Below are 24324 nucleotides of genomic sequence, written 5' to 3'. Positions count from 1 at the left end.
GCGAGATAGGTCATACCAATTTAAGGCGTAAGTCTCATGAAGATCGTATCGGCAAAAGTCATCGTCACCTGCCCCGGCCGCAATTTCGTCACCCTCAAGATCCTGACGGACGAAGGCGTCTATGGCATTGGCGACGCCACGCTGAACGGGCGTGAGCTGTCGGTCGTCTCCTATCTCGAAGACCATGTGATTCCCTGCCTGATCGGGCGCGACCCACAGCAGATCGAAGACATCTGGCAATATCTCTATCGCGGGGCCTACTGGCGTCGCGGTCCGGTGACCATGTCGGCTGTCTCTGCCGTCGATATGGCCCTGTGGGACATCAAGGGCAAGATCGCCGGCCTGCCCGTCTATCAGCTTCTGGGCGGCCGTTCGCGCACCGGCGTCATAGTCTATGGCCACGCCAACGGCACCACCATCGAAAACACCATCGAAGTGGCGCAGGAATACAAGGCCATGGGATATAAGGCCATCCGCCTGCAATGCGGCGTGCCGGGGCTGGCCTCCACCTACGGCGTGTCAAAGGACAAGATGTTCTACGAGCCCGCCGACGCCGACCTCCCGACTGAAAATATCTGGTCCACCGAAGCCTATATGCGCGTAGTGCCCAAGCTGTTTGCCGCCGCGCGGGAAGCGTTGGGCGAAGAGGTCCACCTGCTGCACGACGTCCACCACCGCCTGACGCCGATCGAGGCCGGGCGTCTGGGGCGCGACCTTGAGCCCTATCGTCCCTTCTGGATGGAAGATTCGGTCGTCGCGGAAAATCAGGACAATTTCAAACTGATCCGTCAGCACACCACGACGCCGCTGGCCGTCGGGGAAATCTTCTCGTCGATCTGGGACGCCAAAGACCTGATCCAGAACCAGTTGATCGACTATATCCGCGCCACCGTTGTGCACGCGGGCGGTATTTCGCACCTGAAGAAGATCGCCTCGTTCGCCGAGCTGTACAACGTCCGCACCGGCTGCCACGGCGCGACCGACCTGTCGCCGGTGTGCATGGCCGCGGCCCTGCATTTCGACGTCTCGATCCCCAACTTCGGCATTCAGGAATATATGCGCCATACGCCGGAGACCGATGAGGTCTTCCCGCACGGCTATTATTTCGACAAGGGCGACCTGATGGTCTCCGAAACGCCGGGCCTCGGCATCGATATCGACGAAGACCTGGCGGCGAAGTACCCCTATAAGCGCGCCTATCTGCCGGTAAACCGCCTGCAGGACGGCACGCTGTTTAACTGGTAAAAGCGATGGAATGTCCCTCCCCTGATTTGGCTTCGCCGAACTTCGTTTCAGGGGAGGTGGATTTTGGAGCGACGCGACAAAAGACGGTGGGGTTAATACCGCCGCTTTAACCCCACCCGGCCTTTCAGGCCACCCTCCCCTAAAATTAGGGGAGGAACTTAAAAAACCGCACCCGCAAAGCGGGGCACCACAGGAGGGAACCATGCGTAGGCTTATCCACGCGCTGTGCGCGCTTGTCTGTCTGTTGGCCGCCCCGGCCTTTGCCGAGGACGGGTACGATCTGTGGCTGCGCTATAAGCCTGTGGCCAGCGCCCAAACCCTCCCCCGCGCCGTCGTCGCTCAGGCGCATTCCCCAACGGTCAAGGCGGCGGTAGCCGAACTGCAACGGGGCCTGTCCGGCCTGTCCGGGCACAAGGTTTCCGTGGCCCAAAATGTTAGCGCTCCCTCTGTGGTTCTGACGCGGAATGCAACGCCCGACGCGGCGCTGGGCCGCGAAGGCTATGCGATCCGCAAAGGCCGTCAGAACGGTCAGCCGGTCGTGCGCATCCGCGCCAACAGCGATATTGGCCTGCTGTACGGCGCTTTCGCCTATCTGCGGCACATCCAGACCGGCACCACCGCCGACACCACCGACGCGCCGAAGGTCAAACTCCGCCTGCTCAATCACTGGGACAATCTCGACGGTACGGTCGAGCGCGGCTATGCCGGTGCGTCTCTATGGGACTGGTGGCGGCTGCCGGACCTGAAGGACCCGCGCTACACCGACTATGCCCGCGCCAATGCCTCCATCGGTATCAACGGCACGGTGCTGAACAACGTCAATGCCAAGGCCGCGTCCCTGACCGCCCCCTATCTCGACAAGGCGGCGGTGCTGGCCGACACCTTCCGGCCCTACGGCATCCGCGTCTATCTGTCGGCGCGCTTTTCGGCCCCCATCGAACTGGGCGGCCTGAAGACTGCCGATCCGCTCGACCCGGCCGTGCGCGCCTGGTGGAAGGCCAAGGCGGACGAAATCTACGCCAAAATCCCTGACTTCGGCGGCTTCCTCGTCAAGGCCAATTCGGAGGGCCAGCCCGGCCCGCAGGACTATGGCCGCACGCACGAGGACGGGGCCAATATGCTGGCCGAAGCGCTGGGCAATCGTGGCGTCGTCATGTGGCGGGCCTTTGTCTATAAGGCCGAGGTCGCCGATGACCGCCACAAGCAGGCCTATAGCGAGTTCAAACCGCATGATGGAAAATTCGCCCCCAATGTGCTGGTGCAGGTGAAGAACGGCGCCATCGACTTTCAGCCGCGTGAGCCCTTCCACCCCCTGTTCGGGGCCATGCCCAAAACGCCGCTGATGATGGAGTTCCAGATCACCAAGGAGTATCTGGGCTTTGCCACCCACCTCGCCTATCTGGGTCAGTATTACGAAGAAACCCTGCGCGCCGACACGTTTCAGAACGGCCAGAGGGGCTGGAGCGTCGCCCGCGTCGTGGAAGGCGAACATCACCCCCTCAGCGGCATGGCGGGCGTGGCCAATATCGGCACGGATCGCAACTGGTCCGGATCGCACTTCGATCAGGCCAACTGGTACGCTTTCGGGCGGCTGGCGTGGAACCCGCAAGGCTCGGCGCGCGACATCGCGGCCGAATGGGCGAAGATGACCTTCACCACAGACCCGCGCTTTGTGACGCCTGTCGTCGCCCTGATGATGCGTTCGCGCGAGACGGTGGCCGACTATATGACGCCGCTGGGGCTGCATCACCTGATGGACACCGGCCACCATTACGGCCCCGGCCCGTGGGTCGATAATCTGGGCCGGCCCGACTGGAACCCGGTCTATTACCATAAGGCGGACGCCAACGGCATCGGCTTTGACCGCACAAAAACCGGCTCTGACGCCCTGAGCCAGTACGACCCGCAGGCGCAGACGGTCTGGACCGATCCCAAAACGATGGATGAGCGCTATCTCCTGTGGTTCCACCACGTGTCGTGGGACTACAAGACGCGCTCCGGCCGCCCCCTGTGGGAGAAACTGGTCCTGACCTATGACAAGGGGGCGAAGGACGCCGCCGCGATGCAACAGACGTGGGCGGCGATGAAGCCCTATGTCGATGCCGAACGCTTCGAGGCCATCGCCAGCACCCTGCGCATACAGGCGCGCGAAGCCAAGTGGTGGCGCGACGCCTCTATCGCCTATTTCCAGTCGAAGTCGGGGCGCCCCCTGCCCGCCGGTGTAGCGGCACCCGAAAAGTCACTCGACTACTATAAATCCCTGACCTTCCCCTATGCGCCGGGGCATCATTAAAAAAATGAAGGGGGGGTGTGATCCACGCCCGCCCGCGGGGCGTAAAATACAGTTATGACAAAATAAACATTTGAACTTTATAATTTTTTTTATAAAAACATCGTTCGATTTTAACGCGCGCTTTACCAACGACGTAACAATGCTACGTCAGAAGTTGCGTAAGGTTTTGCCATGCTCGTTAAATCGAAGACCGACCAACGCCCGCGCTATGAGGCCCTGTCGCGGACCCAGGCCATCATCTGCTTCACGCCCGATGGGACCATCGAAGACGCCAATGACCGCTTTTGCGAGGCCATGGGCTATAGTCGCAGCGAAATCATCGGGCGGCACCACAGCCTGTTCGTCGATCAGGCCTATGCGGCCAGCGACGACTATCGCGCCTTCTGGGCCGATCTGAAGGCCGGACGCTTCCGCTCGGATGAATTTGAACGGCTGGGTAAGGGCGGCAAGCGCGTCACGCTTCAGGCCACCTATTCACCCATCGAAACCAACGGCCGCGTCACCGGCGTCATCAAGATCGCCACGGTTGTCGAGAGCCGCAAGGCGCAGCAGGAACGCATCGCTCGCCTTCTGGAGACGCTGGACAAGCTGCCCGTGCCGATCATGACGTGCGATCCGGATACCTTCGTCATCGACTACGCCAATCAGGCCTCAATCCGCATGTTGGGCAAGATCCAGCAATATATCAACGTCAAGGCCGATGAGATCATCGGCTCCAAGATCGACGTCTTCCACAAGGTGCCTGAGCATCAGCACCGGATGCTGAACGCCATGGGCAGCGACGGCCATCAGACGACGATCAAGGTCGGGCCGGAATATCTGGAGCTGAAGATCAACCGCATTGCCGGAAGGCCCCTGCTCGTCTGGTACGTGGTGACGCACCGCGTGGCTATGGCCAGGGGCATGGAAGATACGGTCGCCGAAATGACCCGCGTCGGCGATGCCGTCACCTCGCAGGCCGGTGAGCTGTCGGGCTATGTCCGCGAAACCATGACCCTGACCGGCACCGTCGCCAATGCGGTGTCGGAACAGGCCACCGCCATCCACGAAGTCGCCATGCGCACCACCGACGTGGCCCGTGAGGCTGAGGCGGTCGAAACCGCCAGTATCGGCACCAAGCATCAGCTCGAAGGCCTGACCAGTGCGGTCGGCAGCATTTCGGACGTGGTGTCCACCGTGTCCTCCATTGCCGAACAGACCAAGCTGCTGGCGCTCAATGCCACGATCGAGGCGGCGCGCGCCGGGGCCGCCGGTGCGGGCTTTGCGGTCGTGGCCGCTGAGGTCAAGGCCCTGTCCGAACAGACGGCTAAGGCCACGTCGGAGATCGGCAAGCGCATCGAGGCCATTCAGGCCGAAACGCGCAAGACGGTCGATACGGTGTCCGGCGTCATCAACGGCATCGGCCAGATCAGCCAGTTGGTCAATTCGGTGGCCTCCGCCACGCAGGAGCAGCGGGCCGTGGCGCAGTCGGTCTCCGAAACCATGGGCCGCGTGGCCGAATATGCCGAAAACACCGGCAAGTCCGCCGAACGGGTGGCCGGCATTTCCGACACGGTGCGCGCTACGGCGCAGGAGCTGAGCAGCCGTCTGGCCGAGTTCGTCAAGAAGGAATAGGCTTGATTACCCGGCCATAGCTGAGCGCCGTTTGCGGGATACCCACCTCGAACGGCGTCACTTCAAAGCCAAAGCGCTGCGTCAGCTTGCGGCCGTCGATATGGTAGGGGCGGTCGAACAGGAAGCGCATGTCGTGCAGTTCGCGCATAAAGGGCGTGACCAGCCCCAGCACGGGCAGCAGGCTTTGCGGGATGGCCTGAATCCGCGCGGGCTGCCCCAGCGCCTCGGCCCCCAGCGCGATCAACTGACGCGGCGTGCGCGTCGGCGCGCTCGGCATATGCCAGACCTGACCATATTCTGCCGCCGGCAGGTCGAGCAGCAGGGCCATGGCGCGCGCCACATCCGGTATGTAGGCAAAATCGTGCGGCGTATCCGGCGGGGCGATCAGTTGCGCGGGCTTACCCTGCGCCAGCCGCCCGAAGACCAGATCGCCGAGGTGGCTGTTGCTGACGCCGGGACCGTAGAAATCCGGCACGCGCAGGGCGCTCATCATCACCTCGCCCTTTGCCGCCGCCGCCTGCCACTGCTCGGAGATGGCACGGCGCACGGCGGGCTTGCCGCCCCAGCGGGCATAGGGCGTCATTTCCGAAATCGGCCCGTTTTGCGGTCCGTACATGTAGAGATTATCGAAGAAGAGCGTTTTCGCGCCGGTCTCACGCGCCGCCTTGAGCAGGTTCGTCATGGCCACGGGCCAGCTTTGCCGCCACACGGCGGTCGAATACTCAAAGCCAATGGTGATGACGATGTGGGTCGCACCGCGCGTCACGGCCTGCACGGCAGCGGCATCGAGCACGTCCGACGCCATAAAATCGACGCCCGGAGGCAGGTCTTTAGGGCGCTTGCGCTGCGTGATCAGGGGCCGACGGCCTTCGGCGACCAGACGTTCGGTGAGGCTGCGGCCACCGGGGCCGTAACCAAAGATGACGATTTTCTCGGACATGGGGAACTCCTGTTGATGTCCAAGGATAACGCCGATTGCACTATACCAAAAATGCATTATTTATATAAGCATTATGCAGAATAAGAATTTAGCCGCTATCGATCTCGACCTGCTGCCGGTGCTTGAGGCCCTGCTGAGGCGGCGCAATGTGACCCACGCCGCGCACGAGGTGGGCCTCAGCCAGCCCGCCGTCAGCCGGGCCCTTTCGCGGTTGCGCGACCTGTTCGACGACCCGCTGCTGATCCGCGCTGGCGGTGGCCTGACCCTGACGCCCAGGGCCGAGCGGCTGGCCCCGCAGGTGGCAGAGGCCCTTGAGGGTTTGCGCGGCCTGTTCCGCGAAGATCGCTTCGACCCGGCGCAGGAAAAGCGCACGGTGCGGCTGGTGGCCTCTGATGTGCATACCCTGCTGCTGCTGCCCGCCCTGACGGCGCGGCTGGCGCGCGAGGCCCCCGGCATCGACGTGCAGGTGTCGGCCTATGGTCCGGAGACCATCACCCTGATGCAGCAGGGGCGGCTTGATCTCGCCTTTGCGCTGGAGACGACGCCCCTGCCCGTCGGCACCGAGACCCTGCCGCTGGGTTACGACCGGCTGGCGCTGGTGATGCGGCGGGGGCACCCGCTGGCCGACCGGCCCGTCACGCCCGAAGATTATGAGCGCTTCCCGCACGCCGCCATCCGCATTTTTGGCGACGGTCAGTCCGAGCTGGATGCCGCGCTGGCGGCGCGCGGCCTGTCGCGGCGGATCGCCCTCAACACCCCCTATTTCACCGCAGTGCTGGCGGCCATCAGCCACAGCGACCTTCTCACCACCGTCTCCGAAGCGCTGGCGCAGCGGCTGGCCGAGACGTTTGGTCTGGTCTGCGTACCCTCACCCGTGGCGCCGGAACCGATGCGGCTGGTGCTGGTGTGGGACCGCCTGCGCGGCCGCGACCCGGCCCTGATCTGGTTCCGCGAATGTCTGAGAGACGTGGCGGCGGCGGTCTATTCGGTCAGCTAAAGGTCAAAGACACCGAAAAGCCGCAATTAGCGCTTAAGGTGTGCTTGTGTCCGGACAGGCGAAGTGCCGTCCCTGACCCTTATCTCCCCTTCTCGTTCTGGCTGCGCCCGCTTCCAAGCCGAGTGCGCTCCAACCCTTTTTAAGTCCGCCCCCCAGCGGACAGGAACATCATGTACAATTCTCATACCCCCACGGCCGCGAATGGCCGTCACGGTCGCGTTGCGGCCCCCCTTCACCGCGCCTTTGCGAGTCGCATCCCCACCCCGCCCCTGTTTACGCCGGAAGAATTGCGCCGCCTTGTTGCTGAAATGATAGATTGAATAAATAATACGCCCGGATGTCGCTTTTAGGGCGAAAAGTATTTCAAGCTGTGCTATAGTAAAATTTCGAAACACAGACCGCTTTGTCTGATTGCCTGTATTGGCCTCTCCCAAGCATTTCTTTTTTCGAACGCCCCGGTTTTCGGGGCAGACGGCGCACGTCTATATGCGAACGGAGGCCAACATGGCTGTCGGTATTGTAAAGTGGTTCAACCCGAACAAGGGTTTTGGTTTTATTCAGCCGGATGACGGCGGCAATGATGTGTTCGTGCACATTTCCGCCATCGAACGCGCCGGCTGGCGGATGCTGGTCGAAGGCCAGAAGATCGCCTACGAGGTCCAGAGCGACCGCGGCAAGGCGGCAGCGGTCAATCTTCAGGCCGCCTGACTCTGCGAAGCCCGGCAACCCCGCCGGGCTTTTTTATTTGATCTAAGGAGCCTGCACATGACCCCTTTCCGTTCCCCCGCCGACACCTGGGATTCCCTGTGGCCGACCGTGGGTGAGGCCGGGCTGGTCAACGCGCATGTCCCTGCCCGGTTTGAAGTGCGCTTTGACGGTCAGCTCTGGCAGGTGCTCAAAGACCGTGAGCCCGTGGCGCATCACAGCGAACGCAGCGACGCCATTCACGGCGTGCGTCAGGCCATGCAGCGTCTGTTTGCCGCCGGCAAGTCGGCGCAGTGGCGACTGATCTCCGCCAATGACTGACCTTTTTGTCTGAAACGGTTTTTGAAAGCTCTCCTCATGACCTATTCTCCCGCTGTGGCTACCACCGCCGACGCCCTGTCCGACATCGCCGATCTGGTCGATGCGCTGCTGGTGAAGCCGTGGGAGCCGCAGAAGGTGACCGGTCGCCGTCGCGAAGCCTGGGCGCAACTGGCACCCCTGATCCTTAACGGCATTACACTATCGAAATTCGACACGCCCGCCTTTGACCGCCTGATGAACGGCCACATGCCCCTGCTGCGGCGCAGCCGCGACCGCGTATGGACGGCGGCACTGTTCGTCGTGGCCGCCGCCCTGTCGCGCTCGGAGCCCGTAGAGTTCAGGCGCTTTCTGTTCAGTCCGCCCTTGCTGAACGAGATGGCCGGCCTGAGCCGTATTATCGACTACATGGTCCGCCTGTACGTGGGCTCGACCGACTTCCGCCCGGAGTTGCGGCGTCAGGTCATCAACCTGATCTTTGATCCGGTCGAGGAGCTGGCACGCGCCAGCGACCTGAGGCAGGTGGTGGACTTTGTGGCCACCCGACTGGCCGATATTGACGGCTTTCAGCCCGACCTTTCGGGCATCAGCCTCGACCTGATGGGGGCCGTTCTGGCCGCGCGGCGCGGTGTGTACGACCTGCGCCACCAGATTCGTTAATCACTCTTCCAAGGCTGCCCGACGGCGCGCCAGTTCGGTCGAAACGGCGCTCATGCTGGCCTTGTCGAGCTTATACATCAGCAGCACCCCGACCGAGATCAGGGCCGCTACCGCCGGAGCCAGCGACATCAGGACGGTGATAATGCCCTTGGTTTCGACGGTCTGCGGACCATTGGCGACGTAATCGACGGCCTTCAGACCCGCGCCGATCAGGTAGGAGGCCAGCGCCCCGCCCAGCTTTTGCGAAAAGGTTGCCGCCGCATAGGTCATGGCCGTGGCGCGCCGCCCGAAGCGGTATTCCGTATAGTCCGCCGCGTCGGCATACATGGCGTAGGCCAGCGGCGATTTCGGCCCCAGACACAGGCCGATCAGCACCTGCACCGCAAACATCAGCCCGATCTGATCCGGCGGGATGACGAAGAAGCTGGCCGACAGGACAGCGACGGCGCCCATCAGGATCATCATCAGGCGCGGTTTGTCGATCCATTTCGTCATCATGGGCGTCAAAAGCGCACCGGCGGCCAGCGCCACGCCGTAAGAGGTCAGGAACGGCCCGATCAGGTCCTCACGCCCCACCACATAGCGCATATAGTAGGCTGAAGTGGCCATGCGCAGGGTGATGGTCACCATGATGACCAGAGCCAGCGCAAACAGCACCAGCCACGGCTTGTTACCGAACAGGTCGCGGATATCGCGCCAGGGGCTGGAGGCCTGCTGCGGCGGCGGGCTGATGCGTTCGCGCGTATTGAGGACGACCAGCGCCATGATGGCCACGACCGCCACGCCATAGATGGCCATAACGATCGGCCAGCCCTGCGCCGGATTGGCTCCACCAAAACTTTTGACCAGCAGCGGCGTGGCGTAGGTGACGATGGTGCCGCCCAGAAAGCCGCCGACAAAGCGGAACGAATTGAGCGTGGTGCGGTCCTGCCCGTCGGCGCTCATCACGCCGGACAGGGCGCTGTAGGGGATGTTGGCGATCGAATAGACGATCATCAGCAGATTATAGGTCAGATAGGCATAGACCAGCTTGCCGTCATGATCGAAGGGCGGGGTGAAGAAGCACAGCACCCCCAGCACCGCCATCGGCGCGGCGGCTCCGAAAATCCACGGACGAAAGCGGCCCCAGCGGCTGCGCGTGCGGTCGGCCACGGCCCCCATGATGGGATCGGCAAAGGCATCGAGGACGCGGCTGATCAGCAGCATGGTCCCCGCCGCCAGCGGGTCGAGGCCGAAGACGTCGGTGAAGAAGATCAGCCCGAAGGCCGAAATGGTCGTCCAGTAGAAGTTAAAGCCCAGGTCGCCTGCGCCATAAGCGATCTTTTCGCGCAAAGATAGACGGTCAGTTGCGGCCATTTCGTTCCCCTGTGGTGCCGCGTTTTCGCGGTCTGGCCTATCTGTCGGGCAGTGTTATCCCCTGCGCAAGCGCCGATACGTCAACGTTGTCATGAACTGTTTCAAAAATAGCACAGTCTCTTAGGATGCCCCATTCTGCCCCGCCACATGAGCTCTGAACGATAGGGCTCATAAGGCTTTCAATCCGCAGCCTCACGACTTCCCAAGGGCTGGTGTAGCAGGTATCATAGCGCCATTTTCCGCGTCAGTGCGGTCAAAAGGGGACGCTTTAGCCAAGATGGATAAGTTTAACACCTCTGCCCCCAGTGTCGGCAGACCCGCCTCCGTCTTGTCACGGCGTATGTTTCTCCTGAGCGCCTCCATGAGTGCTCTGGCGACTGTCGCCTCTGCCTCGACTCAGGAAACAGGTTTCGACGGCGCGGGGATTCCCGTAGACATCGGCAAGGGGTATCGCATCACTTCGCATATTCTGGGCGATACGCGCAGGGTCAACATATCCCTGCCCACCGAATATGCCGATCCGGCAACCGCCCACAAACGCTATCCGGTCCTTTATCTCCTCGACGGCGGCGACGGCTGGCAGGATTTTGCGCACATCGCAAGTATGGTCCAGCAGGGCGGGACATGGGAGGCCAACGCGCCCGTGATCGTTGTGGGCATCGAAAGCAAGGACCGCAAGGCCGAGCTCACCACGCCCTCGACCGATCCAGAGGAAATAAAGACTCTGCCGACCAGCGGAAAGGCCGATCTTTTCCGCCGGTTCATGGTCGAAGAATTGAGGCCTCTGGTCGATGCCGCCTACCGTACAGACGGGGTGAACGCAGTTATGGGTGAGTCGCTGGCGGGCCTGTTTGTGGTTGATACCTTCCTGCGCTTTGGCGGACAGTTTCAGAAATATATCGCCGTCAGCCCCAGCCTGTGGTGGGACTATGGCAATCTGTCCAAAATGTCCGATTCATTTTTGAAGACGAAGACGGCGACGCCGCGAACCCTGTGGCTTTCCATCGGCAATGAAGGCGGCACCATGCAGGCGGGTGTGGATCGTCTGGTGACCGCGCTGCAGAACAACCCGGCCGAAAACATCGTCTGGAGCTATCGTCCGCTCAAGGATGAGAGCCACGCGACCATCTATCACCCGGCGGCAACGCAAGGAGTCCGCTTCCTTTTTCCTGGTGACGCGAAGTAATTGATATTCTGACGGGTTCAAACGGAACCCTTGGTCCCGACCTATGGGTCATAGTCTGCCTGGCCTTTGTCTGGACAGGGGGCCAACCCCACGTTAGGCTTTGAGTTTAATTCCTTTTCGGTCTGCCCGTGTCCCGTATCACCATCGTCGATCTGGCCCGTCTGTCGGGCGTTTCTATCAAGACCGTGTCGCGGGTGCTGAACAAGCAGCCGGGCGTGCGGCCGGAAAAGCGCGCCGAGATCGAGGCGCTGATCGCCGAGACGGGGTTCAAGCCCAATCCCGCCGCCCGCGCCCTGTCGGGGTCGCGCAGCTATATGATCGGGCTGATTTTTGAGCGCCCCGTCACCCACTATTACCAGCACGAGCTTCAGATCGGCGCTCTCGATGCCTGCCACCAGGCCGGCTATCATCTGATTATCGAAGGGGTGGCGGAACTGCGCCACCTGCCGCGTGCGCAGATGAAGGCGCAACTGGCCACCTCGCGCTTTGACGGCGTGCTGCTGGCCCCGCCGGTGTGTGATGATGCGGCGATGATCGACCTGTTCGACGAGCTGGGCGTGCCCGTGGTGCGCATCTCTCCGGTTCAGCATTTCGAGCGCAGCCCCTATGTGTTTATGGACGATGTGGCGGCGGGCTATGAGCTGACGCGCTGGCTGATCGAACTGGGTCACACACGCATCGCCTTTATCGAAAACCTGCGCGGGCGCGGCTCGAATGCCGACCGCAAGGCCGGCTATCTGCGCGCCCTGTCCGAGGCCGGGCTGACGGCGCGACCGGAATGGGTGGTGCGCGGCGATGTGCGCGTCAATAACGGCTTCGATGAGGCCGAAGCCCTGCTGTCTCAGGCCGACCGCCCGACCGCTGTCTTCGCTGCCGCCGACTATATCGCCTTCGGGGCCATGGCGGCGGCGGCCAAGCTGAAACTGTCGGTGCCGGAAGACGTGTCTATCGTCGGTTTCGACGATGCGCCGGGCACCAGCAGCGTATGGCCGCCGCTTTCGACCGTGCATCAGCCGATGAAGGGGCTGGCCGAAGAGGCGACGCGCCTGCTTCTGGAGCGCATCAATGGCCGCGAGGTTCCGGCAGCGCAACAACTCGACTATTTCATCGTCCGTCGCGGGTCCGCCGCCGCCCCGCGTGAGGGGTAAAAACCACCGCGTTACATACCGGCCTTAATTTGGCTGCATAGCCGTCTCACAGTCCCCCTCATGTCACTGAAACCCCTCGCCCTTTCCGGTCTGATCCTCGCTACGCTGGTCGTCACGCCTGTGGCGGTGTGCGCAGCGGACGATGAGATCGTGGCCACCAACCGCCCCAAGGTGGCCCTTGATGCCGCGGCCCCCGCCGCCAGCGTCACGCCCGTGACCGCCGAAGACACGGCCAAGGCCACGCAGGCGCAGGTGCTTTCGACGCTGGACGGGACACGCGCCTCTGAGCGCCGTCAGCCGACCTCGTGGGGCCGCGACGATACGGACTCAGGGCCGCAAAAGCGTCAGATTCACGGCGAAGCGGGTGTCTCCATCGGCACCGGCGGCTATAAGAGCGCCTATGTGGCGACCCTGATCCCGGTGGGCGAAACCGGTACGCTGGGCCTGGCCTACAGCCAGACCGATCACGGCAAGAACGGCTATCTCTATGCCGATCCTTACGGCTATGGCTACGGGCCGGGCTATGGACGCTATGGGGCGTCGGCTTACGACCCCTACGGATACGGCTATGGTCGGGGCTATGGCTATGCGCGCGGCGGCACGTCGAAATCCCTGTCGATCTCGCTTGACTTCAGCGACCGCAATAAGGACCGCGACCGTGGCGAAGACTGCGACAGCGTGCGTTATGAAGGCGCAATGGGCGACCCCATCTGGGGCGGCTATCGGCCGTCCCGCCGCGTCTGTACCAAGACCACCAACTATTCCGACTAACCCCTCCCTTGACGAACGCGTCCCGTGCGGCTGGAGCGAATTTTGTTCAGGTTGAATCGAAATCCGGCTCTATTTCTTTTGTCGCGCATTTGAGTCCGAAAACCGTTGCACACTTTTCCGAATGCGCTGTAGCCTAACCCGACAACGTTGTCGCCACGGGAGGCTTGATGCAACGCCGGACCTTTCTGCTCGCCGCCACTGCGTCCCTGCTGACGCCCGCCCTCAGCCGCGCCGACAGTCAGTACCGGGTGCTGGTTCTGGCCATGCCCAGCAAGTACCATTACGAATATATCCCCGTGGCGCGCGACAGCTTTGAGCGCCTGTCGAAGCTCCATGCCTTTGATCTGAACTGGACGCATGCGGCCTCGGTGCTGGAGCAGGACCTCAGCGCCTACGCCGCCATTGTGCTGCTCAATACGCCGGTGGAAGACCTCACTCCGGCCCAGCGCGCAGGCTTTGAGGCCTATATGACCGGCGGCGGCAATGCGGTGATCGTGCACCGCGCCGCCATCGCCCTGCCGGTGGGAAGCTGGGCGTGGTACGAAAAGCTGGTCGGGCGCACGGTCGGGGTGCACCCCATGCTGCAAACGGGCGTGGTGACGGTCGTGGACAGGGGCTTTCCTGCCACCTTCGGCCTGCCGGAGCGCTGGATCTGGAGCGACGAATTCTACACCACGACCAACCCGTATCAGGTGCCGATCCACCCCGTGCTGAACGTGGATGAGACCAGCTATGACCCGCGCAAGATCTGGCCCGGTCAGGTCTCCGAGCCGATGGGCAAGGATCATCCGATCGCCTGGTACCACCGTCCGCAAAAGAGCCGGGTCTTTGTCACGACGCTGGGCCATACGGTCGAAATGTACCGCGACCCGACCTATCTGACGCACCTTATGGGAGGTCTCTACTGGACTGTTACCGGGCGTGGTCAGACGCGCTGACCACGCCCGGTAACCGCATCAGAAGCGCATCCGCACCCCGCCATTGAGCACGAACCCGTCGGTCGGGGCCCAGGCCTCGACCGTCCAGCGTCCATCGGCCGCCCTTTGCCGCCGGACCAGCGGATCGTGCCGCGTCTGGCTCACATTGAGCAGGTTTTCGGCATTGAGGAACAGGCGCACCTTCCCCACCACGCGTTCGCCCAGCAGGCCCAGCTCCCAGTAGGGTTTGCTCTCGCTCCGGTACGGATTGTCGTCCAGCGTCTGACTCCCCGTATAGTAGGCCTCAAAGCCGATGCGCCCGATATCGTGTTCCTCCCACATGGCGACAAAGCCGCCGGTGTGTTTCGGCGTCGTGGGCTGAGCGCGGCGGCCAATCCCCGACGGATCGGGATCGGTGGCATCGACATAGACGTAGGAACCGGTCAGGGTCAGCGCCTCATGACGATAACGCAGACGCCATTCCGAACCGCGCGTGCGCGTCACGCCCGCCGCATTGACCAGCCTGACCGAGGCCGGGCCCGTTTGGCGTAGCTGCACCGCATCGTCTATGTCCGCGCCGAACAGGGTCATATTGGCCTCGATCGGTCCTTTGGCATAGGTCAGGTCGAGCGAGGCCGTGCGCGCTACCTCGGGCCGCAGGTCGCCCAGCGGCTCCAGCCGGCCAAAGCCCGTGGCCTCGATGGCCTCGACAAAGGGCGTGGGCGCATGAAACCCGCGCCCCACTGAGGCCCGCACCGTCCAGTGGCCCGGACGATAGAGCAGAGACAGGCGCGGACTGAACTGCCTGCCATAGCGGCTGTGGTCATCCAGGCGCGCACTGGCCGCCAGCGTCAGGCGCTCCCCCATCGTCTGCTCCACCTGCCCGAACAGGCCGGGGACGCTGAAGTGATAGTTGAAGTCACTGAACCCCTTGGAATGATAGTGGTCGGACTGAAAGGCCACCCCACCCAGCCAGGCGGTCGGTCCCGTCTCGCCCTTCAGCGCCGCCTCGGCAAAGCCGGTCAGGTGCGAGTCGCGGTCAATGACCTCACCGAAGCGGTGTTCGTGCCGCTGGGTCATGGACGAGGCGCGCAGGCTGAGCGTACCCAGCCCCTCCAGCGGAAACTGCGCCGTAACCCCGGCATCGACGCGGCGCGAGGCCTGCGTTTCGGGAAAGGCCGTGCCGTCCGGGACGGTGCGCCCGCTGAGCGTGCCGCCCTTACGCTGCTCACGCATCGCCCCCAGCGTCAGCAGCGCCTTGGCGCCGTTGTCGCCGTACCAGAACAGACGCGGGCGCAGCGTCCAGCGCTCAAAGCCCGCCATGTCGATCCAGCCATCGCCATCGAGATCCTTGCGGGTCTGACGGTGATAGCCGCCGGTGAGCGAATAGCTGAGGCTCTGCGTCGCCGGGGCGGAGCTATAGGCCGTGATGTCCTGCCCGCCACGGTGGGTCAGGTTTAGCAGGACTTCGCTTTCCGGCTCAGGGCTGGGGCGGCGCGAGACGAGATTGATCACCCCGCCCAGCGCCGACGCGCCATAAAGCGCCGAGACTGAGCCCTTGATCACTTCCACCTGCCCCAGATCGGTCGGCGGAATCTGCAACAGACCGAGCGACTGCCCGCCATAGAGCGGTAAGCCGTCGGTGAGCAGCAGGGTGTAGCGCCCGGCCATGCCCTGAATGCGGATATTGGCCGCCCCCAGCGACGGCGCGGTCACCTGCACGCGGATGCCCGGCGTCTCATTGACGAGGGTTGAGATATTGCCGGGGGTCATCAGGCTCTTTTCGTCGATCTCTTCGCGGCCGATGACGTCAACACGGATCGGCTCGTCCTGAAGCCGGCGGCCAGCGCGGGTGGCCTGAACCACCACCTCTTCGATGGCGTCTTCCGGCTGAGAGGGGAGGGTTTGTGCCTGTGCGGCGGTCACGCAGGCAAGCAGCGGCAAGGCGGCAGCCGCCAGAAGGGGCAAGGCCCCGTATGGGTAAGACATGGGAAAACCCGTAAAATGAGCAAGCAAGGGCGCGGCGCGTCGAAGCGCTCCGCGTCGGTTCATTTTTCAGGGTTTCAGCGTGGCGGCGGGGCCAGCGGGCGATAGCTCAGGCCAACGCTGTGGCGGTGAGACGGCTGGAAATCCAGCGCCTTCACGCTCGGCAAGTGCATGAACAGGAAGCTGGCGGTGGCGATAGCGGCGCAATGCTGACCGCAGACCTTCAGTGATGCCGCCCCCTTGTCGGCGCAGCAGGGCGCTTCCGACGACCGGACATGCAGGTGCAGATGGGTGTCTTCGTGATGCGCCCACGGACCAGCCGCTTCGGGCGCGTGCAGGCCCGACAGCATGGCCAGCAGTCCCGCCACAATCACCATCACTTTGAGGAGACCAGAGCGCATGGGCTGTTTATAGGGACCGGGCCTCGCCACCGCAAGCAGGGGTTTTAGCGCTTTTTCCACACCCTTACGTAATCGACCTCAAAGGTGCGCGGGAAGATGCCGTCGTCCACCTCACCGGCCATATTGCCGCCGATGGCCAGATTGAGCAGCAAAAATTGCGGCTTGTCGAAGGGCCACGCCCCCGGCTTGTCGGTTTTGACATAGGTATGGAAACGCTGACCATCGACGAAGAAGTCGAGCTTTTGCGGTGTCCACAGAAGCTGATACTTATGGAAGGCGGTGCAGGCATCGGGCACGTCGATGCCATTGCCGTTGCCGGAACCGCCCACGCTGTCGATCGTATAGCGGTTATGCACCGTGCCAAAGGTCCGGCCCGGCGTCTTGCCCACATGCTCCATAATGTCGATTTCGCCGCCGTCCGGCCACCCCGCATCGGTGCCGAGCATCCAGATCGCCGGCCATGAGCCCTGACCGCACGGCATTCTGGCGCGGATTTCGTAAAAACCATACAGGAAGCTGACCTTACCGCGCGTGATCAGGCGCGCCGAGCTGTAGTCCTGCCCGCCGTAATCGGCGCGGTCGCTTAGCCGCTCCTTGCGCGCGGTGAGGCGCAGCGTGCCGTCCTTCACCTCGGAATTTTCCAGCCGTTCGGCGGCGTAATACTGCTTTTCGTTATTGTACCAGCCAGTGCGGTTGGCCTGCGTGTCATAGACCCAAGTCCTGGCATCGGGCAGGCCGGGCGTATTGAACTCCTCGGCCCAGTCCAGCGCATAGCCCGCCGGAACGGGTGAGGTGGCATCGGCCGCCCGCGTTTCAGCGGCCACCGACAGGCCCGTCAGCGTCACCGCCGACAGGATCAGGGATTTCAGCATGACGTTTCCTTTGTTTTTAACGCCCTCCCGCCGAAGGCCGGGAGGTTTAAGATCATTCTACCCTTACCATACGGCTCTTACGGCGGCCATCGGGTGAGGTGACGCGCAGTTCGACCGGGCGGCTCACTGCCACCGGCCCCGTATAGGGCGTCCATTCGCCGCCTGCGAGGCGGTATTGTATGGGGGTAGCGGCGATTTCGGCATTGGCGAATAACTGCCCGCCTTCGATCTTCGCCCCCGGCGGTGCCAGACGATAGGCGATGCCCGCCTGATCCAGAAGCCGCAGATGCACGCCCAGCCGGTCGCGGAAACCCTGCCAGTCGCCCAGCACGGCCTTGGGATCGACCTTACCGTCGCCATAGGTGTAGCTCTCACCTGCCTTGTAGGGCACTTCCCAGCCCGCCCGGTGCCAGGCCCGTTCGGCCAGCGGCAGAAGACGCGGGAAGAGGCGGTATTCGGCCTCGTCGTCCGTGCGCACCACCTCAGACCACAACTGCCCCTGTAGGCCGGTCAGGCCGCGCCCCGGCGCATAGGGCGTGTTATCGGCCACCGTCGTCCCCTGCCCGCGGATATCGGTCAGCAAGGAGGCATTGGCCGGCAGGTTTTCCGGCTGGAAGCTGAAAATCTTGTAGCTGTCCGTATCGCGCGACGCCCAGTCATAGGCCGTCTCATCCGAGTCCGGCGCGGGCGGCATGTCAAAATAGGTGACATCGGGCACGGACAGCACGACTTCCCAGCCGCGATTGGCCTGATCGTGCGCTTCGGTGGCCGCCGTGCCGAGGGTGGAACTCCAGATGTTCGACTGGACTACCTTCGGCATTCGCGCCGGGTCGGTGTGGCCCATGCCGTCGCTCCAGCCCGCCGTCTCGATGCCCTTTTGCGCCAGATAGGCCGAGACGCGCTCGATGAAATAGGGGGTGAGCTGCGGCGCCTTCAGACCGTTCTGCGCCATAAAGGCCTGACAGGCGGGCGATTGCGTCCATGCCCCCGCCGTCTCATCCGCCCCGATATGGTAGCGTTTCAGCGGCACACCGGCGGCCTGATGCAGCTTCATCGTCTCGTCGATCACCTTGTCGATAAAGGCGTAGGTGGCGGGCAGGCAGACATTGAGTGTATTGTCGTTATAGTGCTGGATCGAGCGATAGGCCGTGGTGTCTTCCGGTTCAACCAGCCGGTATTGCGCCGCCGCCACCACATCACCGGCGGCCATCAGACGGCGATAGCGGACCTCCATGGATTTGATCGCCGCGCGGCTGTGGCCCGGCATGTCGAAGGATGGGATGACCTCGATGCCGCGCGCCTGCGCCGCCTTCAGGATGTCGATATAGTCGGCCTTCGAGAAGTAGCCATTGACCGGCGTGTCGCGCTCCGGCCCGGCCCCCAGTTGCGGCAAAAGGCAGGTCTCTTCAGCCGGGTCGTGGCAGCGATAGGCGCCCACCTGCGTCAGTTCCGGCAGGCCGTCGATTTCCAGCCGCCAACCTTCGTCGTCACCCAGATGCAGGTGCAGGCGGTTGAGTTTATAGGCCGCCATCTGTTCCAGCGTCTCGAGCACAAAGGCTTTGGAATGGAAGTTGCGTGCCACGTCGATATGCAGGCCGCGGAAGGGCAGACGCGGCGCGTCTTCGATGGTCATACGCCGCACCTGAGCACCATCAAAGGCCGTTTGCTGGGCCAGAGAGCGCAGGGCGTGGTTGGCCCCGGTCGTCGATCCGGCGCGAATGCTAACGCTTTTGCCCACCGTCAGGCGATAGGCTTCGGGGCGCAGTTTCGGGTCGATGGTGACGCTGAGCACCGGCCCCCGCCCCTCACCGGCCCCCGCCTGTTTCAGCGCCTCTACGGCGGCGGTAATGGCGTCGCGGCTCAGGCCCTTCAGGCGCAGGTCAAACCCCTTGCTGAGATCGAGCGGCGCGCCCTTTTGCAGCGTCACCCTGGCCGGAGTGGGCAGGATCACCACGGCCGGACGGGTCAGGGCCACGTTGCGCGCCGCATTGCGTTCATAGGCGCGTTCAGGGGTCAGCCACTGCGTCTTGTCGCCGGGGGCCTGGGTGCCCAGCTTCGCCTCATCGGTCATGGGCGCGACAAAGGGCAGGGTCTCCAGCCCGCTTTCAGGATCGATTACCGCCTTCGAAGCCATTAGGGTGCGGGGGGTGAGGCCCGGCGCGGCCACATAGGCATTAGGCATGACCAGACCGCGCGCATAGAAATGCCCCTGCCCCCAGACACGAACCGTATGCGAGGCGCCGCCTTTCAGCGCGGCGCCGGCCTTGGGTGTCAGGGCATAGAGGTCGCCATTGACCTGTTTCAGGTCGAAGGCCTCGCTTTCAGAGCGCACAAACGCCCCAACGTAGGAGAGATAGAGGGTCCAGCCGCCGGGCAGGTCGCTCCCTTCGGGCAGGGTGAGCGTCAGGGCCGACAGAAAACAGGCCGCCTTGTCACAGGCCTGACGGTTATCGACGATCTCCCACCGATAGCCAAGGTGATCGCCCAGACGGTCCAGTGTGGCCTGATCCAGTACCGGCGCAGGCGCGGCAACGGTTGGCGCAGCGGGCGGGGATACCGGCGTTGGCGGCAAGGTGGCGCAACCGGCGGTCAAGGACAGGATAAGGGCCAGTGTGCTCAGGCTGACGGAATGGGCAAAGGTCATGCGGGCTCCCTGTTTGACACCTATGTGACGGTGGATTTTCTGCGAAATCAAGCCCAAAAGTTATAGAGTGGAGCGGCATTGGTTATAACCAATATAACAGATAGCTAGCGGATAGCTTTTTACAACGCTTCGCTTATCGGCTTGACATTCGCCTCCGGATATGAGAACAAAAAAGGAACTTGCGGAGGGTGCGATGAGCCGACTGTATGACGGAGCGTGGGTGCTGGTGGCCGGTCAGGCGGTGGCGCAGCCGGCTATTGAGTGTCTTAAGGGCGTATTTCGCGTGGCGGACGGTCTTTATGGTGAGGATGGGCGCGCTGTGGACCGGTTTTTGGGGCGTCCGGCCATTCAGATGATCCTCGACCCTCAAACCGCGCGCGAAAACGGCCTGCTGCCGGGGTAATTTTTAACCCCCTTCCGCTATAGACAGTCCCCTCCCCTGCCGTAATATGCCCGCCATGACACCTACACTGATCGCTGCCAACGACAACTGGCCCGCCGAAGCCGAACTGATCGCCGAAACGGTCGCCGCCTATGAGGCATCGGGCAGCACGCGCGCGCAGGCTCTGGCCGATCTGCGCCACGCCGTGCAGGCCTTGCGCCGCAATGGTCTGCGCTCGGCCCGCGCCCTTAAGGGGATGGAATAGGCCGTAAGGCGCGCATCACAGGTGCACGGGCCGCCTATAAGTATTAACGGAACAGACCGCCCAGCAGTTTGCCGATACCGTCCTGCCCCAGGAGGTTCGGGGCGGCTTCGGCTATGGCCTGCGGCAATTGCCCACCCTGCGACAACTGATCGACCACACCGGGCAGGACGTCGCCCAGTTGCGCCGGATCAATGCCCAGTGACCCGGCCAGTTGATTGACCATGTCCGGCCCCAGCGCCGACTGCAACTGCTCCAGAGATACCGGCAGGTTGGCGCCGTTCGACACCCACGACTGCACCACCTCAGCCAGACCGCCCTGCTGCAATTGACCCAGCACGTCCCCGATCAGGCCCTGCCCGCCCAGTTGCTGCGCCAGACCGGCGAGGTCGAGATTGCCCAGATCGAGCTTGCTGCCGAGGGCGCCCAGAATATCGTTCAACATGATCCGCTCCGTATGTGTTCCCATTCTACCTTGCGCGGCGAATCGGGCGGAGTCGAGTCAGGAGATGCGGTCACCGATCCCCCGATAAGCGCTTTCCGAAAAGTGTGCCGCACTTTTCGGATAAAAAAAAGCGCGTTAAACCAAAAATTTAGAGCGCGATTTCGATTCAATTTGAACGAAATGCGCTCTAATCCCGCAAACCTTTGCCTCACGCAGATGTTTTCAGCCGCGGGCGCGCAGCGGGATATCCGTGATCACGTCCGACAGCGCCTTCAGGCACGCTACGCCCAGCGCCTGAGAGCGGGCCGGTGACCAGCCTTCAACGGCGTCCGGCGCGTCATCATGGTCCTTGAACGGCATTTCCAGCGTCATGGCGATGGCCCCGAAGCGTTCGGCCACGGCATTGGTCGAAACGGCCAGATTGGCCTGTCCCGGCGCATCGACCGCATAGCCATAGGTGGTCTGGAAATCGGGCGTGCGTGCCGACAGGGCGCTCAGATAGCGGCGATAGAGGGCGTCACGCTGCGGCGTCCACGACGGAATGCCCTCAAATCCGGCCATGAAGACGTGCGGGATGGCTTCGTCGCCGTGCACGTCGATGGCAAAATCAACGCCGGTGTCGTCCATGGCATTGCGGATGGCCAGCACTTCCGGGCTCTTTTCGGTCGAGGGTTCGGCCCACTGACGGTTCAGATCGGTGCCGGCGGCATTGGTGCGCAGGTGCCCGCGCGCGCTGCCGTCCGGGTTACAGTTGAGCACGATGTAAAAGGTCGCTGCTGCCCGCAGGGCCACGGCCTCCGGCGCGTCGCTGCACAGCCAGGGGATGGCCCCCTCCATCCACCATTCGGCCATGGTCTCGCCCGGATGCTGACGCGCATAGAGCCACACTACGCGCGGCCCCTCCCCTACGCTGAACAGGTCGAGATCGCGGCCATCGAGCGTTTGGCCCAAAACCCGGTGACTGATGCCGGCCAAGGCCTTCACCCGCTCGACCAGCGCCCGGTGACGGTCACTGTCATAGGGCGTGAAATAGGCCACCCACAGGGTTTCAGAGGTGGGCCGGTGACGGATGCTCAGCACGCCGTCGGCATAGGTCGTATCGGCCTGCGTCCAGTGGGCCCCATCGCTGCTGATACGGGCTTTGTAGCCCTCCCAGCCGCCCGTATAGGCCGATCCCCCGGCATTGGTGAGGCGCAACTCCAGATCGACGCCTGAGGCCCCGTCCACGCGGAAATAGAACCATTGGTAATAGTGCGACTGATGATCCGGACGGATGGCCAGATCGAAACGCCCGCCGTCGTGCGCCTGTACCACCTCGATATTGCCACCATCGAAATCGGAATGGATGCTGACCGCCATGTCGCGTCTCCGCAAGGGGTTGAATGTACTGATCGTTTCCATAACGACCGAATCGGAGGCCGTCACGTCATTTCGGGGACCGTCTTGTCACGGGTGGCGGGCTATCGGGGGATCAGTGACGGCCTCTTTTCGCCGCAATCCCTTGGACTCCAAGCGACTCCGTGTCTTGTGGGGTCGTTTTTCAGCATCAAAACCGTGGCTTTACGTCTGAAATCAGAGTCTGGCGCGTATATCTCGGCTGTATTGAAGGCGGTCACTGCAAACTCACCCACTGAGGTCAAGGAACAGGACGCGGTGAACCGTAAATCCCGGTGACTGTGCTGTTCGGTGACTCTGCCGGTCGGGTGTTAACTGTCTTTCCCCGTAGATGTCCGCCTGAGCGACCCTTCAAAGGTCGCACAAGGCGGACCGCGCACGGACCTTAATACCGCTCCCCTCTCGCTGTTAAGAGAGTCTGTTAGTGAATCTAGTTAAATAGGTTAAGCGAAAAAACAGCCGGAATTCCCCTTTAAAATCAACAAGGGTACCTTTTGTTAATCTTTGATACCCCGTCACTTTGTCACTGATCCCCCGCGCGACGGGTCTTCGTTCCCCCGTGCAGGCGGTCACTCTTCCCCCGATAAGTGAGCTAGGAAAAACAGAATATTTTCCACAGCTTGCCCGCGGCTTTTTAACCCTGTTTCCGCGGCAAATCCGGTCACCATTCCCCCGAAAACCGGCTTTTGAGGGCAAAACCGCTGAAAAACGCCCGCCGGTCACCGTTCCCCCGACTCACCTTGAACGAATCGGTCACTCTTCCCCCGTCAATCCGGTCACCCATCCCCCGATAGAGTGGTCACTGTTCCCCCGACGAATCGGCCTCAAAAAGTCACCGATCCCCCGACACCGTTTTCTAGAACCGTTTGTGCATAAGGCCGTCGATTTCCAGCGCCCTCTGGTCTTCGGCGGTTTGCCGTTCCAGCGTTTTCAGCGCATCACGCACCCTCACCCGCTCTTCCATGTCGCGCTTGATGAAATGCACGGCGGGCGAGCCGTCATTGGTCTTGGTCAGCGTCATCTCGTATTCCGGCAGGGCGTTCTTGGCCACGATGCGCTTTAAGAGGTAGGTAAACTGCTTCAGCGGGCTGTCTGAGCCCGTTTTTTCGTGCAAAATCGCGATACGACAGGTCCAGCCGCCCTCCTGATCGCCCGCGTGCTTGCGCGCCACGCGGTAAAGAGCGCGCTCCATGCCGCCGGTGAGCAGGAAATAGTCCTGATGCATGGTCAGGAGCGAGCGTTCGGTGACGATCCCCTGATAAACCCAGTCGGACAGGGTAATCGAAATGCCGCGCGGCGCCTCGGTTTCCGGGTCCACCTCTAACTGAAAGGCGTCGATCCAGCCGAATTGTGCCTTGTCCTTGCGTTTGGGCGCGCGCAGCGAGGTCTGGATGGTCGTCGATTCCAGCCTTTGCAGCGCCGCGTTCAGTTCCTGATAGGATTTGCCGCCCGTATCGCGCTTGATGGCGCGTAGCAGATCATAAGACGTGGTCTTAAGAGTCCGGGGTAAGTCATTGACTCCCTGCTCTTTCAGGCGATTGAGCACCGAGGCTGCCCAGATCATGATATCGGCGTCCCAGATGGTGGCGATGCCGAATTCGGCATTGCCTGAGACCTTCACCCAGGTGTCGCCATCGGGGCTGGTATATTCGATCGGTTTCAGGCGCTTGCGCTTGGCGAGGCTAAAAAACGGCCGTTCCATCAGCTCGCGCTGGTCCTTCAGCGACATGTCGCTGACGAGCGGGATAAACAGGTCGAACTGCGATTCGGCGGCGCGGCGGGCCATG

At 62.7% G+C, this 24324-nt stretch carries 22 protein-coding genes; 13 read left to right on the top strand and 9 right to left on the bottom strand.

Features of this window, described 5'->3' with window-relative positions:
* Nucleotides 1–36 precede the first annotated feature (36 nt).
* The 3 genes from manD to ACK8OE_RS13245 all read left to right on the top strand — a co-directional run bounded on the left by manD (nt 37) and on the right by ACK8OE_RS13245 (nt 5152).
* Entirely contained in the window at nt 37–1245 is a 1209-nt protein-coding gene (gene manD, locus ACK8OE_RS13255) for a D-mannonate dehydratase ManD (protein WP_410272898.1), read from the top strand.
* 202 nt (nt 1246–1447) lie between these two features.
* A complete protein-coding gene (locus ACK8OE_RS13250; RefSeq protein ID WP_410272897.1) occupies nt 1448–3538 on the top strand; it encodes an alpha-glucuronidase family glycosyl hydrolase in 2091 nt (696 codons plus the stop codon).
* A 171-nt stretch (nt 3539–3709) separates the two neighbouring features.
* Entirely contained in the window at nt 3710–5152 is a 1443-nt protein-coding gene (locus tag ACK8OE_RS13245) for a methyl-accepting chemotaxis protein (protein WP_410272896.1), read from the top strand.
* On the opposite strand, the gene ACK8OE_RS13240 is transcribed toward ACK8OE_RS13245, so the two are convergent.
* Nucleotides 5139–6092: an NAD-dependent epimerase/dehydratase family protein gene (locus ACK8OE_RS13240; protein ID WP_410272895.1), complete on the bottom strand. Its 954-nt coding sequence runs from the start codon at nt 6090–6092 to the stop codon at nt 5139–5141. The genes ACK8OE_RS13245 and ACK8OE_RS13240 overlap by 14 nt on opposite strands.
* Nucleotides 6093–6165: 73 nt before the next feature.
* On the opposite strand from ACK8OE_RS13240, the gene ACK8OE_RS13235 reads away from it, so the two are divergent.
* From ACK8OE_RS13235 to ACK8OE_RS13220, 4 genes are all read left to right on the top strand, one after another.
* A complete protein-coding gene (locus ACK8OE_RS13235) occupies nt 6166–7089 on the top strand; it encodes a LysR family transcriptional regulator (RefSeq protein ID WP_410272894.1) in 924 nt (307 codons plus the stop codon).
* A gap of 504 nt (nt 7090–7593) precedes the next feature.
* Nucleotides 7594–7797 (top strand): cold-shock protein, encoded by a 204-nt coding sequence (locus tag ACK8OE_RS13230; protein WP_013480794.1) that lies wholly within the window; start codon nt 7594–7596, stop codon nt 7795–7797.
* Nucleotides 7798–7854: 57 nt separating this feature from the next.
* Entirely contained in the window at nt 7855–8115 is a 261-nt protein-coding gene (locus ACK8OE_RS13225; RefSeq protein ID WP_410272893.1) for a hypothetical protein, read from the top strand.
* A gap of 36 nt (nt 8116–8151) precedes the next feature.
* A complete protein-coding gene (locus ACK8OE_RS13220; RefSeq protein ID WP_410272892.1) occupies nt 8152–8772 on the top strand; it encodes a hypothetical protein in 621 nt (206 codons plus the stop codon).
* Here ACK8OE_RS13220 and ACK8OE_RS13215 read toward each other — a convergent pair whose 3' ends face one another.
* Nucleotides 8773–10128 (bottom strand): MFS transporter, encoded by a 1356-nt coding sequence (locus ACK8OE_RS13215; protein WP_410272891.1) that lies wholly within the window; start codon nt 10126–10128, stop codon nt 8773–8775.
* Nucleotides 10129–10489: 361 nt separating this feature from the next.
* Here ACK8OE_RS13215 and ACK8OE_RS13210 point away from each other — a divergent pair, with 361 nt between their 5' ends.
* The 4 genes from ACK8OE_RS13210 (at nt 10490) to ACK8OE_RS13195 (ending at nt 14171) form a co-directional block, all read left to right on the top strand.
* Nucleotides 10490–11314, top strand: a complete 825-nt coding sequence (locus ACK8OE_RS13210) for an alpha/beta hydrolase (protein ID WP_410272890.1) — start codon at nt 10490–10492, stop codon at nt 11312–11314.
* Nucleotides 11315–11442: 128 nt separating this feature from the next.
* Nucleotides 11443–12462, top strand: coding sequence for a LacI family DNA-binding transcriptional regulator (locus ACK8OE_RS13205; RefSeq protein ID WP_410272889.1), 1020 nt, complete (start codon nt 11443–11445; stop codon nt 12460–12462).
* 60 nt (nt 12463–12522) lie between these two features.
* Nucleotides 12523–13233 (top strand): hypothetical protein, encoded by a 711-nt coding sequence (locus ACK8OE_RS13200; protein WP_410272888.1) that lies wholly within the window; start codon nt 12523–12525, stop codon nt 13231–13233.
* Between the two features lie 167 nt (nt 13234–13400).
* Entirely contained in the window at nt 13401–14171 is a 771-nt protein-coding gene (locus ACK8OE_RS13195) for a ThuA domain-containing protein (RefSeq protein WP_290798175.1), read from the top strand.
* A gap of 18 nt (nt 14172–14189) precedes the next feature.
* On the opposite strand, the gene ACK8OE_RS13190 is transcribed toward ACK8OE_RS13195, so the two are convergent.
* From ACK8OE_RS13190 to ACK8OE_RS13175, 4 genes are all read right to left on the bottom strand, one after another.
* Nucleotides 14190–16139: a TonB-dependent receptor plug domain-containing protein gene (locus ACK8OE_RS13190; protein ID WP_410272887.1), complete on the bottom strand. Its 1950-nt coding sequence runs from the start codon at nt 16137–16139 to the stop codon at nt 14190–14192.
* A 74-nt stretch (nt 16140–16213) separates the two neighbouring features.
* On the bottom strand, nt 16214–16537 hold the full coding sequence (locus tag ACK8OE_RS13185) for a hypothetical protein (protein WP_410272886.1): 324 nt from the start codon (nt 16535–16537) through the stop codon (nt 16214–16216).
* A 44-nt stretch (nt 16538–16581) separates the two neighbouring features.
* Nucleotides 16582–17409 carry a glycoside hydrolase family 16 protein gene (locus ACK8OE_RS13180; RefSeq protein ID WP_290798166.1) on the bottom strand — a complete coding sequence of 276 codons (828 nt, stop codon included), beginning with the start codon at nt 17407–17409 and terminating at the stop codon, nt 16582–16584.
* Nucleotides 17410–17461: 52 nt separating this feature from the next.
* Nucleotides 17462–20053: a family 20 glycosylhydrolase gene (locus tag ACK8OE_RS13175; protein ID WP_410272885.1), complete on the bottom strand. Its 2592-nt coding sequence runs from the start codon at nt 20051–20053 to the stop codon at nt 17462–17464.
* Between the two features lie 193 nt (nt 20054–20246).
* Here ACK8OE_RS13175 and ACK8OE_RS13170 point away from each other — a divergent pair, with 193 nt between their 5' ends.
* The gene (locus ACK8OE_RS13170) at nt 20247–20456 is read left to right on the top strand and encodes a hypothetical protein (RefSeq protein ID WP_410272884.1); all 210 of its coding nucleotides are present in this window, start codon (nt 20247–20249) and stop codon (nt 20454–20456) included.
* A 55-nt stretch (nt 20457–20511) separates the two neighbouring features.
* Nucleotides 20512–20700 (top strand): hypothetical protein, encoded by a 189-nt coding sequence (locus ACK8OE_RS13165; protein WP_126423199.1) that lies wholly within the window; start codon nt 20512–20514, stop codon nt 20698–20700.
* 43 nt (nt 20701–20743) lie between these two features.
* On the opposite strand, the gene ACK8OE_RS13160 is transcribed toward ACK8OE_RS13165, so the two are convergent.
* The 3 genes from ACK8OE_RS13160 to ACK8OE_RS13150 all read right to left on the bottom strand — a co-directional run bounded on the left by ACK8OE_RS13160 (nt 20744) and on the right by ACK8OE_RS13150 (nt 24323).
* Nucleotides 20744–21142: a YidB family protein gene (locus tag ACK8OE_RS13160; RefSeq protein WP_197723648.1), complete on the bottom strand. Its 399-nt coding sequence runs from the start codon at nt 21140–21142 to the stop codon at nt 20744–20746.
* A gap of 222 nt (nt 21143–21364) precedes the next feature.
* Nucleotides 21365–22501, bottom strand: a complete 1137-nt coding sequence (locus ACK8OE_RS13155) for a M14-type cytosolic carboxypeptidase (protein ID WP_410272883.1) — start codon at nt 22499–22501, stop codon at nt 21365–21367.
* An 892-nt stretch (nt 22502–23393) separates the two neighbouring features.
* Entirely contained in the window at nt 23394–24323 is a 930-nt protein-coding gene (locus tag ACK8OE_RS13150; RefSeq protein ID WP_126423195.1) for a replication initiator protein A, read from the bottom strand.
* Nucleotide 24324: the final 1 nt, after the last annotated feature.

The organism is Asticcacaulis sp. W401b (assembly GCF_046503825.1).
In the GTDB taxonomy this organism is placed as follows: domain Bacteria; phylum Pseudomonadota; class Alphaproteobacteria; order Caulobacterales; family Caulobacteraceae; genus Asticcacaulis.
Note: the sequence above shows the minus strand (reverse complement) of the source record. Positions and strands in the feature narration are given on the sequence as shown.